The sequence below is a fragment of the Streptomyces lasalocidi genome, assembly GCF_005280215.1.
Taxonomy (GTDB): domain Bacteria; phylum Actinomycetota; class Actinomycetes; order Streptomycetales; family Streptomycetaceae; genus Streptomyces; species Streptomyces longwoodensis.
Window position 1 is genome coordinate 4,379,354 of sequence record NZ_SZNQ01000001.1, and the last position, 12,433, is coordinate 4,391,786.

Annotated in this window: 12 protein-coding genes; 8 read left to right on the plus strand and 4 right to left on the minus strand. The window is 73.3% G+C overall.

Going from position 1 to position 12,433, the window contains the following annotated elements; genetic code table 11:
- The first annotated feature begins 88 nt into the window (after positions 1 to 88).
- The 5 genes from E4U91_RS19735 to E4U91_RS19755 all read left to right on the plus strand — a co-directional run bounded on the left by E4U91_RS19735 (position 89) and on the right by E4U91_RS19755 (position 5,876).
- Positions 89 to 373, plus strand: a complete 285-nt coding sequence (locus E4U91_RS19735; RefSeq protein WP_107119741.1) for a glutaredoxin family protein — start codon at positions 89 to 91, stop codon at positions 371 to 373.
- Between the two features lie 280 nt (positions 374 to 653).
- Entirely contained in the window at positions 654 to 1,415 is a 762-nt protein-coding gene (locus tag E4U91_RS19740; RefSeq protein WP_137308082.1) for a redox-sensing transcriptional repressor Rex, read from the plus strand.
- The gene (locus E4U91_RS19745) at positions 1,412 to 3,190 is read left to right on the plus strand and encodes a glutamyl-tRNA reductase (protein ID WP_137308083.1); all 1,779 of its coding nucleotides are present in this window, start codon (positions 1,412 to 1,414) and stop codon (positions 3,188 to 3,190) included. The genes E4U91_RS19740 and E4U91_RS19745 overlap by 4 nt, the downstream gene beginning before the upstream one ends.
- Positions 3,187 to 4,179, plus strand: coding sequence for a hydroxymethylbilane synthase (hemC, locus tag E4U91_RS19750; protein ID WP_137308084.1), 993 nt, complete (start codon positions 3,187 to 3,189; stop codon positions 4,177 to 4,179). Before E4U91_RS19745 ends, hemC begins: the two co-directional genes overlap by 4 nt.
- The gene (locus tag E4U91_RS19755; RefSeq protein WP_137308085.1) at positions 4,176 to 5,876 is read left to right on the plus strand and encodes a bifunctional uroporphyrinogen-III C-methyltransferase/uroporphyrinogen-III synthase; all 1,701 of its coding nucleotides are present in this window, start codon (positions 4,176 to 4,178) and stop codon (positions 5,874 to 5,876) included. The genes hemC and E4U91_RS19755 overlap by 4 nt, the downstream gene beginning before the upstream one ends.
- Positions 5,877 to 6,110: 234 nt before the next feature.
- On the opposite strand, the gene E4U91_RS19760 is transcribed toward E4U91_RS19755, so the two are convergent.
- Positions 6,111 to 6,971, minus strand: a complete 861-nt coding sequence (locus E4U91_RS19760) for an alpha/beta fold hydrolase (RefSeq protein WP_137308086.1) — start codon at positions 6,969 to 6,971, stop codon at positions 6,111 to 6,113.
- A 174-nt stretch (positions 6,972 to 7,145) separates the two neighbouring features.
- On the opposite strand from E4U91_RS19760, the gene hemB reads away from it, so the two are divergent.
- The 3 genes from hemB (at position 7,146) to E4U91_RS19775 (ending at position 10,506) form a co-directional block, all read left to right on the plus strand.
- Entirely contained in the window at positions 7,146 to 8,138 is a 993-nt protein-coding gene (gene hemB / locus E4U91_RS19765) for a porphobilinogen synthase (RefSeq protein ID WP_137308087.1), read from the plus strand.
- A 114-nt stretch (positions 8,139 to 8,252) separates the two neighbouring features.
- Positions 8,253 to 9,152 carry an SAM-dependent methyltransferase gene (locus E4U91_RS19770; RefSeq protein WP_137308088.1) on the plus strand — a complete coding sequence of 300 codons (900 nt, stop codon included), beginning with the start codon at positions 8,253 to 8,255 and terminating at the stop codon, positions 9,150 to 9,152.
- A gap of 130 nt (positions 9,153 to 9,282) precedes the next feature.
- On the plus strand, positions 9,283 to 10,506 hold the full coding sequence (locus tag E4U91_RS19775) for an aminotransferase-like domain-containing protein (protein ID WP_137308089.1): 1,224 nt from the start codon (positions 9,283 to 9,285) through the stop codon (positions 10,504 to 10,506).
- Between the two features lie 18 nt (positions 10,507 to 10,524).
- On the opposite strand, the gene E4U91_RS19780 is transcribed toward E4U91_RS19775, so the two are convergent.
- Genes E4U91_RS19780 through E4U91_RS19790 form a run of 3 tightly spaced genes read right to left on the minus strand, consistent with a single transcriptional unit; the run spans position 10,525 to position 12,373 of the window.
- On the minus strand, positions 10,525 to 11,316 hold the full coding sequence (locus tag E4U91_RS19780; protein ID WP_137308090.1) for a DUF4253 domain-containing protein: 792 nt from the start codon (positions 11,314 to 11,316) through the stop codon (positions 10,525 to 10,527).
- A 47-nt stretch (positions 11,317 to 11,363) separates the two neighbouring features.
- Positions 11,364 to 11,549, minus strand: coding sequence for a DUF397 domain-containing protein (locus tag E4U91_RS19785; RefSeq protein ID WP_137308091.1), 186 nt, complete (start codon positions 11,547 to 11,549; stop codon positions 11,364 to 11,366).
- Positions 11,546 to 12,373 (minus strand): helix-turn-helix domain-containing protein, encoded by an 828-nt coding sequence (locus tag E4U91_RS19790; RefSeq protein WP_137308092.1) that lies wholly within the window; start codon positions 12,371 to 12,373, stop codon positions 11,546 to 11,548. The genes E4U91_RS19785 and E4U91_RS19790 overlap by 4 nt, the downstream gene beginning before the upstream one ends.
- Positions 12,374 to 12,433 lie beyond the last annotated feature (60 nt).

Here is a 12,433-nt window from a genome sequence, read left to right on the forward strand (position 1 = left end):
CCACGTGCGGATTCCCGCAGCCGCCGGGTGGGAACGCCGTGAACTCTCCGCGTCCGGACCGTTAAAGAGGGAGCGGCGAGGCGTGAGAATGGCTGGCATGAGTCCCCTCTTTCGTCGTAAGGGCCCCGCCCCGCAGGACCGGCTGGTCACGCTCATCGGGAAGCCCGACTGCCACCTGTGCGAGGAGGCGCAGGAGGTGGTCGAGAAGGTGTGCGGCGACCTCGGCGTCCCCTGGGAGAAGCAGGACATCACCCAGGACCCCCGCCTCCACGAGCAGTACTGGGAACAGATCCCGGTCGTCCTCGTGGACGGACGGCAGCACACCTTCTGGCGCGTGAACGAGCAACGGCTGCGCAAGGCGCTGACCGACTAGTCCAAACGGGTCGCCGCGTCGCTTAGGATCGACGGCGACTTGGTCTCGGGGGCGGGATTCGTGAGGAGAGTGGGCGGTTTTGCCCCCGACAAGGAAGGAACGCGGGCGTGTGTACGCCGGTTCCCCGCAGCCGCGCGGGGATCGCGTGACCCCGGTCACGTTGGCCGGGCAAATCGGACACCATCTTTGTGCACGCGTTCACAAAGACATAGCCTGCATACGACGGGGCGGTCGTGGGACGTCTGACCGCCTACAGCCCCGCTCTACCCGCAGGAGCACCGTGGCAACTGGCCGAACTCACCGACCGGCGACCCGTAGCCGAGGGATTCCCGAGGCCACCGTCGCCCGCCTTCCGCTGTACCTCCGCGCCCTGACCGCACTGTCGGAGCGCTCGGTCCCCACGGTCTCCTCCGAGGAGCTCGCGGCCGCGGCCGGCGTCAACTCCGCCAAGCTGCGCAAGGACTTCTCCTACCTGGGCTCCTACGGGACGCGCGGCGTGGGCTACGACGTCGAGTACCTCGTCTACCAGATCTCCCGGGAGCTGGGCCTGACGCAGGACTGGCCCGTCGTCATCGTCGGCATCGGCAACCTCGGCGCCGCGCTCGCCAACTACGGCGGGTTCGCCTCGCGCGGGTTCCGGGTCGCCGCCCTGATAGACGCCGACCCGGCGATGGCCGGCAAGCCCGTCGCGGGCATCCCCGTGCAGCACACCGACGAACTGGAGAAGATCATCCAGGACAACGGTGTGAGCATCGGCGTGATCGCGACGCCCGCCGGCGCCGCCCAGCAGGTCTGCGACCGGCTCGTGGCCGCCGGCGTCACCTCCATCCTGAACTTCGCGCCGACCGTGCTGTCCGTGCCCGACGGCGTCGACGTGCGCAAGGTGGACCTCTCCATCGAGCTGCAGATCCTCGCCTTCCACGAGCAGCGCAAGGCCGGCGAGGAAGCGGGCAACGGGGCGGCCCAGCAGGCCGCCGCGGCCCGCTCCGACGCGGCGGACCAGGGACCCGACGGGGACGTACCCGCCGTGATGCCGGCATGAGCCTCCTCGTCGTCGGACTGAGCCACCGCAGTGCCCCGGTCAGCGTGCTGGAGCGGGCCTCGCTGGGGCCGGACGCGCAGATCAAGTTGCTCCAGGACACCGTCGCCGCCGAGCCGGCCGCCGAGGCCGCGCTGCTGGCCACCTGCAACCGCATCGAGCTGTACGCCGACGTGGACAAGTTCCACGCGGGCGTCGCCGAGCTGTCCACCCTCCTCGCCCAGCACAGCGGGGTCGGGCTGGAGGAGCTCACCCCCTACCTCTACGTGCACTACGAGGACCGGGCCGTCCACCACCTGTTCTCGGTGGCCTGCGGACTGGACTCCATGGTCGTCGGCGAGGGCCAGGTCCTCGGACAGATCAAGGACTCCCTGGCCAAGGCGCAGGACCTGCACACCGCCGGACGGCTGCTGAACGAGCTGTTCCAGCAGGCCCTGCGGGTCGGCAAGCGCGCCCACTCCGAGACCGGCATCGACCGGGCCGGGCAGTCGCTGGTCACCTTCGGCCTGGAGCAGCTCGCCGGGGACGGCGCGGTGCCCGACTGGGCGCGCGGCAAGAAGGCGCTGGTCATCGGCGCCGGATCGATGTCCTCGCTGGCCGCCGCGACCCTCGCGCGCGCCGGGGTCGCCGAGATCGTCGTCGCCAACCGCACCTTCGAGCGCGCCGAGCGCCTCGCGCAGATCCTCACCGACGCCGAGGGCACGGCCGTGACGGCCCGCGCGGTGCCCATGGACGCCGTCGCCGCCGAACTGACACGTGCCGACGTGGCCGTCTCCTGTACCGGCGCGACCGGACTCGTGCTGACGGCCGAGGCGGTCGCGACCTCCGTGGACGGCCGCACCGGCCACGCCATACCCACGCCGCAGCCCGACGCGCCCGCGGACCCCCGCGCGCAGCGGGCGCCGCTGCCGCCCACCTCCCTCGGCACCGACGAGGGCTGCCCGCTCGACCTGCCCGCCGTGCAGGCGACCGCCGGCTTCTCCGTGGCCGGCGAGGCCGCCGTGGCCGGGATGGGCGCCGCCGAGCTGGAGCAGCACGCCGCCTGGGTCGACAACGGCGCCCCCGACGCCGCGCCCCGCGCCCCGCGCTCCGCGGCCGGCACCGCGACCCGGCCGGGCACCGCCGTCCCGCTCGACCCCGCCGAGGACGCCGACGCCATCGCGGCGCTCGCCGCGGCCGTCGCCGCCGTCGGGCGGATCCCCGAGCGCCGCAGGCCCGAGCCGGTCGCCGACGTCGTACGGCCCGAGCCCGTGCTGTTCCTGCTCGACCTCGCCATGCCGCGCGACATCGACCCGGCCGCGCACCGGCTCGCCGGGGTACGGCTGGTCGACATCGAGTCGCTCGCCGAGGCCTCCGCGGACGCGCCGATGGCCGCCGACGTCGACCAGGTGCGCCGCATCGTGTCCGACGAGGTGGCCGCCTTCGGCGCCGCCCAGCGCGCCGCCCACATCACGCCGACCGTCGTCGCCCTGCGCGCCATGGCCGCCGACGTCGTCGCCGGCGAGATCGCCCGCCTCGAGGGGCGGCTGCCCGCCCTCGACGACAAGCACCGCGCCGAGATCACCCAGACCGTCAAGCGGGTCGTGGACAAGCTGCTGCACGCGCCGACGGTGCGGGTCAAGCAGCTCGCGGCCGAGCCGGGCGGAGCCGGGTACGCGGACGCGCTGCGCACCTTGTTCGACCTCGACCCCGAGACGGTGGCCTCCGTCTCCCGCGCCGAGGACAGCACCACCGAGAACAGCACCGAGAAGAAGGCCAGAACCGAGGGCCAGCGATGACTGAGAAGGCACTGAGGCTCGGGACCAGGCGGAGCAGACTCGCCATGGCCCAGTCCGGGCAAGTGGCGGACGCCGTGAGCCAGGTGACCGGACGGCCCGTCGAGCTCGTCGAGATCACCACCTACGGCGACACCTCGCGCGAGCACCTCGCGCAGATCGGCGGTACCGGCGTCTTCGTCACCGCGCTGCGCGACGCGCTGCTGCGGGGCGAGGTCGACTTCGCGGTTCACTCGCTGAAGGACCTGCCGACGAGCCAGCCCGAGGAGCTGGTGCTGGCGGCCGTGCCCGTGCGCGAGGACCCGCGGGACGTGATCGTCGCCCGGGACGCGCTGAAGTTCACCGACCTGCCGCGCGGCGCGCGCATCGGCACCGGCTCGCCGCGGCGCATGGCGCAGCTCAACGCGTACGCGCGCACCCACGGCCTCGACATAGAGACCGTGCCGATACGCGGCAACGTCGACACCCGCATCGGGTACGTCCGCGACGGGGAACTGGACGCCGTCGTCCTCGCCGCCGCCGGGCTGAACCGGATCGGCCGAGGCGAGGAGGTCACCGACTTCCTCTCGGTCGACACCGTGCTGCCGGCCCCCGGCCAGGGGGCCCTGGCGGTCGAGTGCCCCGCCGACCAGGCGGACCTGATCGCCGCGCTCGCCGAGCTCGACGACCCGTTCACCCGGGTCGCCGTGACGGCCGAGCGGTCGCTGCTCGCCGCCCTGGAGGCCGGCTGCTCCGCGCCCGTGGGCGCGCTGGCCGACCTTCCGTTCCCGGCACCGTTCGAGCGGGGCAACCCCCACGCGGACGGGCAGATTGTCAACGAAATGCGCCTGCGCGGCGTCGTCGGCACGACCGACGGCTCCCGCATGGTGCAGCTGTCCACCACCGGTCCCGTGCCCGAGACGCACGACCAGGCGGCGACGCTCGGTCGGCACCTCGCCGCCGAGATGCTCGCCCAGGGCGCGGCCGGTCTGATGGGGGAGCGAGCACAGTGAGCCCCACCGCCCTTCCTGCCGCCGGTCCTGAACACGGGCACGTCACCTTCCTCGGTGCCGGACCCGGGGATCCGGGACTGCTGACCCTGCGCGCCGTCGAGGCGCTGGCGAACGCGGACGTCCTCGTCGCCGAGCACGAGGTGCTCGACGTCGTGCGTGCGCACGCCAGGCCGGGCGTGTCCGTCGTGAACGCGGACCCTTCACCGGACCTCGTTCCGGTCCCGGGCACACCCCAGCCGACGGTTGTTGACGGCGCGTCAACAACCGCTGCTGTCCCCGCCGTGCGGGATGCCGCACATCTTGTCATGGAGGCCGCGCGGGGCGGCAGGCGGGTCGTCCGTGCGGTGCCCGGGGACCCGGGACTTGATACGTACGCGGCGGAGGAAATGCTCGCCTGTGCGGCCGCTGGCGTTCCCTTCGAGGTGGTGCCGGGTGTCGCGGCGGTGGTCGGCGTGCCCGCGTACGCCGGTGTGCCGCTGCGCGACGCCCAGGGCGCGGACGTCCGGTTCGTGGACGCCCGCACGGCGTCCGACCGGTGCTGGACCGAGGTGGGCGCCTCCGACGGCACGGTCGTCGTCTCGACGACGCTGGACTCCGTCGCCGCGGCCGCCGGTGAGCTGGTGGCGGCCGGGCGCAAGCCCGACACCCCGCTCACGGTGACCGTCGCCGGGACGACCACCCGCCAGCGCACCTGGAACGCCACCCTCGGCACCATCGCGCAGACCCTGAAGCAGGCCAAGGTGCTGCCCTCCCCGGAGGGCGGCCGCCCGGTGATAGCCGTGGTCGGCGAGCGTTCCGCCCCCGCCCTGCGCGACCAGCTGGCGTGGTTCGAGTCCAAGCCGCTGTTCGGCTGGAAGGTCCTCGTGCCCCGCACGAAGGAGCAGGCGGCGTCGCTCTCCGACCAGCTGCGGTCCTACGGGGCCGTCCCGCACGAGGTGCCGACGATCGCCGTCGAGCCGCCGCGCACGCCCCAGCAGATGGAGCGCGCCGTCAAGGGCCTGGTGACCGGGCGCTACGAGTGGATCGCCTTCACGTCGGTCAACGCGGTGCGGGCGGTCCGTGAGAAGTTCGAGGAGTACGGGCTCGACGCCCGCGCGTTCGCGGGCATCAAGGTCGCCGCGGTGGGCGAGCAGACGGCCAAGGCCCTGATCGCCTTCGGCGTGAAGCCCGACCTCGTCCCGTCGGGCGAGCAGTCCGCGGCCGGCCTCCTGGAGGACTGGCCGCCCTACGACCCGGTCTTCGACCCGATCGACCGCGTCTTCCTGCCGCGCGCCGACATCGCCACCGAGACCCTGGTGGCCGGGCTGATCGAGCTCGGCTGGGAGGTCGACGACGTCACGGCCTACCGGACCGTGCGCGCCTCGCCGCCGCCGGCCGAGACCCGTGAGGCGATCAAGGGCGGCGGCTTCGACGCGGTGCTCTTCACGTCGTCCTCGACGGTCCGCAACCTGGTCGGCATCGCCGGCAAGCCGCACAACGTCACCGTCATCGCGTGCATCGGCCCGGCCACGGCCAAGACGGCCGAGGAGCACGGGCTGCGGGTGGACGTCATGGCACCGGAGCCGTCGGTGCACAAGCTCGCCGAGGCCCTGGCCGACTTCGGCCTGCGCCGACGGGCGGCGGCCCTGGAGGCGGGCGACCCGGTGACGCGGCCGAGCGAGCGGCGGCCGGGGGCACGGAGGCGTCGGGCGACGTGATGCAGGGCGGCGGGGTGGTCGGGCGCTGGGGCGCCGGATCCCGCCGCGGGACACGGACCGGGGGTCCGGGGGCTACGGCCGCCGGGCCCCCGGTCCGTTGCGGTGGCATGGGCTGCCGGTGGCCCGCGATGGCTCCGCTGCAGTGGCCGGTGGCACGTCTGGCAGCGGCCTGCCCACCGGGCTCAGGAGCCGGCCCCGGCGCTCCGCAGCGCCAGGGGCAGCTGAAGCGTCCGGTCAGGCAGCGAAGAAGTCCGCCAGGGCCGCCGCCAAGTCCTGCGGGGCCTCCTCCGCGACGTGGTGGCCGGAGTCGATGCCGTGGCCGCGGACGTCCGTCGCCCAGTCGCGCCAGATCCGCAACGGGTCGCCGTACAGCTGCTCCAGGTCGTCGCGGAGCGACCACAGGATCAGCGCCGGGCACCGCACGCGTGTGCCGGCGGCGCGGTCCTCCTCCTCGTGGCGGCGGTCGACGGTGAGACCCGCCCGGTAGTCCTCCAGCATCGCGCGCACCACCTCCGGGTCGCGGGTGGCCTCCCGGAACTCGTCGTGGTTCTCCCGGCCCATGACCCGCGGGTCGCCCCGGTACCAGGCGTCCGGGTCGGCGTTGATGACGCGCTCCGGGGTATCAGGCTGGGCGAAGAAGAACCAGTGCCACCACTGGGTCGCGAACTCCGGTGTGATGCGCGCCAGGTGCTCGCTGATCGGCAGGCCGTCGACCAGCGCCACCCGCTCCACCGCCCGCGGGTGGTCCAGCGCCAGGCGGAAGGCGACGGCGGCCCCGCGGTCGTGCCCGACGAGCGCGAACCGTTCGTGCCCCAGCGCGCGCATCACCGCCACCACGTCACCGGCCACCGCCCGCTTGGAGTGGGCGCTGTGGTCCGGCGCCGGGGCCGGGCCCCGGGAGCGGCCGTAGCCGCGCAGGTCCGGGCAGACGACGGTGAAGCCGCGGTCCACCAGCAGCGGGGCGACCCGGTGCCAGGTCGCGGACGTACGGGGATGGCCGTGCAGCAGGACCACCGGCGGGCCGTCCCCGCCGTACCGCACGAAGACGGACGCCTCACCGGTCTCGACGTGCCTGGTCTCGAATCCCTCGAACACGCTCGCGTGCCTCCCGCCCTCGCGTCGACGCCACCAGGTGCGGGGCGCGGGTTCCCGGCGCGGCGGCGCCGACACCACGGCGGACGACGTGCGGTCCCGGACGGCCTTCCCGGGCCCTGCTGGGCCGACTGGGCGTCGGCAAAGGCACCGGCCCGGCGGGCGTAGCGTAGACGTATGGCGAAGTACGGATCCTTTCCCGGTGCGCGGCCGCGGCGGCTGCGGACCAGTCCGGTCATGCGGCGGATGGTCGCCGAGACGCGGCTGCACCCCGCCGACTTCATCCTCCCCGCCTTCGTGCGGGAGGGCGTGGGCGAGCCGGTGCCGATCGGGGCCATGCCCGGGGTAGTGCAGCACACGCGCGACAGCCTGAAGAAGGCCGCCGTGGAGGCCGCCGAGGCCGGGGTCTCCGGGATCATGCTGTTCGGCGTGCCGGAGGACACCAAGAAGGACGCCCTCGGCACCGCCGGGACCGACCCGGACGGCATCCTCCAGGTCGCCCTGCGCGACGTGCGGGCCGAGGTCGGCGACGACCTGCTCGTGATGGCCGACCTGTGCCTCGACGAGTTCACCGACCACGGGCACTGCGGTGTCCTGGACGACCAGGGCCGGGTCGACAACGACGCCACCCTGGAGCGGTACGCCGAGATGGCGCAGGTGCAGGCCGACGCCGGCGCCCACGTCGTCGGGCCGAGCGGGATGATGGACGGGCAGATCGGCGTCATCCGTGACGCGCTCGACCAGATCGGCCGCGAGGACGTGGCGATCCTCGCCTACACCGCCAAGTACTCCTCCGCGTTCTTCGGTCCCTTCCGCGAGGCCGTCGGGTCGTCCCTGCGCGGCGACCGGCAGACGTACCAGCAGGACCCCGCCAACTGGCGCGAGTCGCTGCGCGAGCTCGCCCTCGACCTCGAGGAGGGCGCCGACATGGTCATGGTCAAGCCGGCCGGCCCGTACCTCGACGTCCTCGCCCGGGTCGCCGACGCCGTGGACGTGCCCGTCGCCGCGTACCAGGTCTCCGGCGAGTACGCGATGATCGAGGCCGCCGCCGAGAAGGGCTGGATCGACCGCGACCGCGCGATCCTGGAGGCCCTCACCGGCATCAAGCGGGCCGGCGCCCGCACCATCCTCACCTACTGGGCGACGGAGGTCGCCCGGACGCTGGGCTGACCCCGGGAGGGGGTCTTCGGGCACCTTCAAGTGCCCTCAGGAGTTAGGTTGTTGCCCACTGCCGCGGTTGTTCGTCGGCTGACACCGACCTGCTCATGAACCAGGGAGACCCCCATGTCCGGTGACGCGCTCGACCAGGACCCCGCCGAGCTGCGCAGACGGATCGACACCAGCAAGGCGCATCCGGCGCGGGTGTACGACGTCTTCCTCGGCGGCAAGGACAACTACCCCGTCGACCGGGCCGCCGCGGCCGCCGGTCTCGCCGCCAACCCGCGCGGCTACCTCGACGTGCGGCACAACCGCGACTTCCTCCGCCGCGCGGTGACCGCGCTGGTCCAGGAGGACGGCATCCGGCAGTGGCTGGACATCGGCACCGGCCTGCCGACCGCCGAGAACGTCCACCAGATCGCCCAGCGGATCATCCCCGACTCCCGGGTGGTCTACGTCGACAACGACCCCGTCGTCCTCGCCCACGCGCGGGCGCTGCTCACCTCGGGGTCCGAGGGCCGCACCGACTACATCGACGCCGACCTGAAGAGCCCCGCGCAGATCCTCGAACAGGCCGCCAAGACCCTCGACTTCGACCAGCCGATCGCGCTGTGCCTGGTGGCGATCCTGCACTTCATCGAGGACGAGGAGGCGTACCCGATCGTCCGCGAGCTGGTGGACGCGCTGCCCGCCGGCAGCCGGCTGGTGCTCAGCCACCTCACCGACGACCTCAACCCGGAGAACATCCGCGCCGTCCAACGCACGTACACCGAGCGCGGTTTCACCTTCGTGCTGCGGTCGCGCGCCGACGTCGAGCGGTTCTTCACCGGCAACGGCCTGGTGCTCGCCGAGCCCGGCGTGGTCCCGGTGCACCACTGGCGCTCCGAGCCCGCCCCGGTCCCCGAGCAGCCCGACCCGGCGTACCTGGCCTCCCTCGACGACATCGAGAAGGTCCGTTACTACGACATAAACGACGTGACGGACGCCGACATCAACGTCTACGGGGGCGTGGCCGCCAAGCCGTGACCGCCAAGCCGTGACCGCGGAGGCGGCCCAGGTGGCGTCCATATCCCGAAAAGGTCATGTGTAGACGGCACCCATCTCCCTAGGCTGCGGGCAACGCGAGTCGCCCGCCCGCAGCCGAAGGAGCCGTCCCATGACCGTCGCCCCGGAAACCGCCCGCCCCCGCGAAGCCGCCGCCCCGCCGCCGCTCGCCGCCCGCGCACGGACCGTCGGCGGGTCGCCGGTGCGGGACATCCTCGCCGTCACCGCCCGCCCCGAGGTCATCAACTTCGCCGGCGGGCTGCCCGCCCCGGACGTCTTCGACCGGGCCGGGGTGGCCGCCGCCTTCCGGTACGTGCTCGACGAACTCCCCGCGCGGGCCCTGCAGTACGCCACCACCGAGGGCGAACCCGCACTGCGCGACCTCCTCGCCGCTCGGCACACCGCCCGCGGACTCACCACCGACGCCGACGACCTGCTCGTCACCACCGGCTCCCAGCAGGCCCTCTCCCTCCTCGCCGGCGCGCTCCTCGACCCCGGTGACACCGTCCTCGTCGAGGAGCCCTGCTACCTCGCCGCCCTCCAGGTCTTCGGCCTCGCCGGCGCCCGCGTCCTCGCCGTCCCGGGCGACGCCGACGGCCCCGACCCGGACGCCCTCGCCGACCTCGTCGTGCGCGAGCGGCCCAAGCTGCTCTACACCGTCCCCACCTTCCAGAACCCCACCGGCCGCACCCTGCCCGCCGGCCGCCGCGCCGCGCTCGCCGCCGTCGCCGCGCGCCACGGCCTGTGGATCGTCGAGGACGACCCGTACGGCGAACTGCGCTACGAGGGCGAGCGCGTGCCCTGGATCGCGACCTGCGACGACGCCCGCGACCGCACCGTGCTGCTCGGCTCGTTCTCCAAGGTCATGGCCCCCGGACTGCGCCTGGGCTGGCTGCGCGCCCCCGCCGAGCTGCGCCGCGCCTGCGCCGTCGCCAAGCAGGCCGCCGACCTGCACACCCCGACCGTGAACCAGCTGGCCGCCGCCCGCTACCTCACGGAGTACGACCTCGACGCCCACGTCGCCAGGGTGGCCGGCGTCTACCGCGAGCGCCGCGACGCCATGCTCGCCGCCCTGCCCGGCGCGCTGCCCGAGGGCTCCACCTGGAACCGCCCCGAGGGCGGCATGTTCCTCTGGGCGCGGCTGCCGGAGCCGTACGACACCACCGCGCTGCTGCCCCGGGTCGTCGCCGAGGACGTGGCCTACGTCCCCGGCGCGCCCTTCTACGCCGGCACCCCCGACCCGGGCACGCTGCGGCTGTGCTTCGTGACCCAGACGCCGGAGGAGATCACGGAGGGCCTGCGGCGCCTGGGCCGCGGCTTGCTGCCGGGGAGTTGAGTCCTGGGCGGGGCCGTCTCAGTCCCACCAGAAGGTCCAGGCGTGCTCGCCGACGAGCCCCTTGGCGTAGGCGTCGAGCGTGCCCGGGCCGCTCTGCCAGACGTTGTCCGGGCAGAACGCGAAGTGCTCCGCCGCCACCTGCTCGGCCTCCGTGAGGGTGGCCGGCGGGGCGGCGAGGGACGCGACCAGGACGTCGAAGCCCAGGCCGACGACGCGCAGCCCGAAGCGGTCCTCCCAGGTGCGCAGCACGGCGCACAGGCGCGCGACGTCGCTCTCGTGGTTCAGCGGGCCCGTCCAGCCGACGGCCGCGGGTATGTCGGCGCTGCGGCGGGCGGACACCAGGGCCAGGTGGGGGTCCTTGAACCAGGAGGGGCACTCGGCGGACAGCCCGTCGGCGACCTCCGCGGCCCGCACGTCCGGCGTGGCGGTCGCACCGGGTCTGCTCTCGCCGAGCCCGGGCCACGGCTCGTCCTCGGCGGCGCACTCCTCCCAGTACTCGGCCAGCACCTCGTCCGGGTCGTGGTCCCCCGGGTACGACACCTCGCCGGGCAGCAGCTCCCACCCCTCGGGCCCGCCCTGCGACCCGCCGAGGTCCACCAGCACGGGCAGCAGCCCCGCCCGCGCCGCGGGCCCGCCGAGCGCGCTCCAGGTGCCGGGCGCGGCGGACTTGTCGGCGTGCCACAGCAAGGGCTCGTGCCACGGCCCGTCCTCCGTGACGTCGATCAGCCGCCCCGGCGGGAGCCGGAGCCCGAGCGAACGCCCACTCGGATCGGTGGCCAGGGCGGGCAGCGGATTGGGAAGAGTCGCCATGCCGCCGACTGTAGGGGCGCCCACTGACAACGGCTTCCGGCCGCAGGTCACTTCACGGCGTGGGCGAGGAAGTGGGTCCAGGTGGCGGGGGTGATGTGGAGGGTGGGGGCGTGGTGGGGGGCCGTCTTGGAATCGCGGACGTGGATGGCCTGGGGGGACTTGGCGACCTCCACGCACTCACCGCCCTCGCTGCCGCTGTAGCTCGACTTGAACCACTGAAGCGCAGTGCTCATTGCTCTCCTAGCAGACGGTCCAGCAGGCGTTGTGACTCTTGGGGCGACAGGGCCTGTGCCCGCAGCATCGCATACTTGCGCGACATGAAGGACACCTCGTCGGCGTTGGAGACCCACTGGCTGCCGCGCTGGCCCTCGATGTACGCCAAGTGCTGGTGATCAGGGGTTTCGAGGATGATGAGCGGGCCATCGAGGCCGGCGTGGGACGGGCTGGTCAGGGGCAGGAACTGGAGCGACAGGTTGGGTAGTCGGGTGCACCCACGGAGGTGTTCGAGCTGCTCACGCCGGATGTCGGGGCCGCCGACGGCGAGGTGGAGGACGGGCTCCCAGACGACGAAGCTGACCGTTGGGGGACTCTTGCGGTGGAGGATCTGCTGCCGGTCCATTCGCGCGGCGACCTTGGTCTCCAGCTCCTCCCTGTCATACGCCGGAACCCGTTCGCGCAACACGGCGCCTGCGTAGCTCCGTGTCTGAAGCAGGCCGGGAAGCACCTGGTTGGCATAGAGGGACAGGGCGATCGCAACGCGCTCCTGCTCCATGTACTCCTCGGCCCACAGCGGGAACTGGTCGGTCTCCGGGAGGTTGGCGACTCCGGTGGCCAGGAGGCCCTTGGTCTGGAGGATCTCGTCGAGAAGGTGGGCGAGGTCGGACTTGAGGGAACGGCGGCCCTGTTCGATGGAGGCGATGGTCTCCTCGTCCAGGCGGACCATCTCGCCGAGGGCGCTCTGGGTGAGGCCGGCGGCCCGGCGGGCGGTGCCGAGTTGGCGGCCGAGCATCTTCATGGAGGAGAGGTTCTCCTTCGGCGGGAGCTTCCTGGCGTTCATGGTGGGTCCCATCCCCCGAGGCATCCGTACGCGACCCGGTAGGAACCCGTACAAAATTTC

Excerpts from the sequence above, each read along its gene's own strand:
- E4U91_RS19735 (WP_107119741.1), top strand. The coding sequence starts at position 89 with ATGGCTGGCATGAGTCCCCTCTTTCGTCGTAAGGGCCCCGCCCCGCAG.
- E4U91_RS19745 (WP_137308083.1), top strand. The coding sequence starts at position 1,412 with ATGAGCCTCCTCGTCGTCGGACTGAGCCACCGCAGTGCCCCGGTCAGC.
- hemC (WP_137308084.1), top strand. The coding sequence starts at position 3,187 with ATGACTGAGAAGGCACTGAGGCTCGGGACCAGGCGGAGCAGACTCGCC.
- hemB (WP_137308087.1), top strand. The coding sequence starts at position 7,146 with ATGGCGAAGTACGGATCCTTTCCCGGTGCGCGGCCGCGGCGGCTGCGG.
- E4U91_RS19770 (WP_137308088.1), top strand. The coding sequence starts at position 8,253 with ATGTCCGGTGACGCGCTCGACCAGGACCCCGCCGAGCTGCGCAGACGG.
- E4U91_RS19775 (WP_137308089.1), top strand. The coding sequence starts at position 9,283 with ATGACCGTCGCCCCGGAAACCGCCCGCCCCCGCGAAGCCGCCGCCCCG.
- E4U91_RS19780 (WP_137308090.1), bottom strand. The coding sequence starts at position 11,316 with ATGGCGACTCTTCCCAATCCGCTGCCCGCCCTGGCCACCGATCCGAGT.
- E4U91_RS19785 (WP_137308091.1), bottom strand. The coding sequence starts at position 11,549 with ATGAGCACTGCGCTTCAGTGGTTCAAGTCGAGCTACAGCGGCAGCGAG.
- E4U91_RS19790 (WP_137308092.1), bottom strand. The coding sequence starts at position 12,373 with ATGAACGCCAGGAAGCTCCCGCCGAAGGAGAACCTCTCCTCCATGAAG.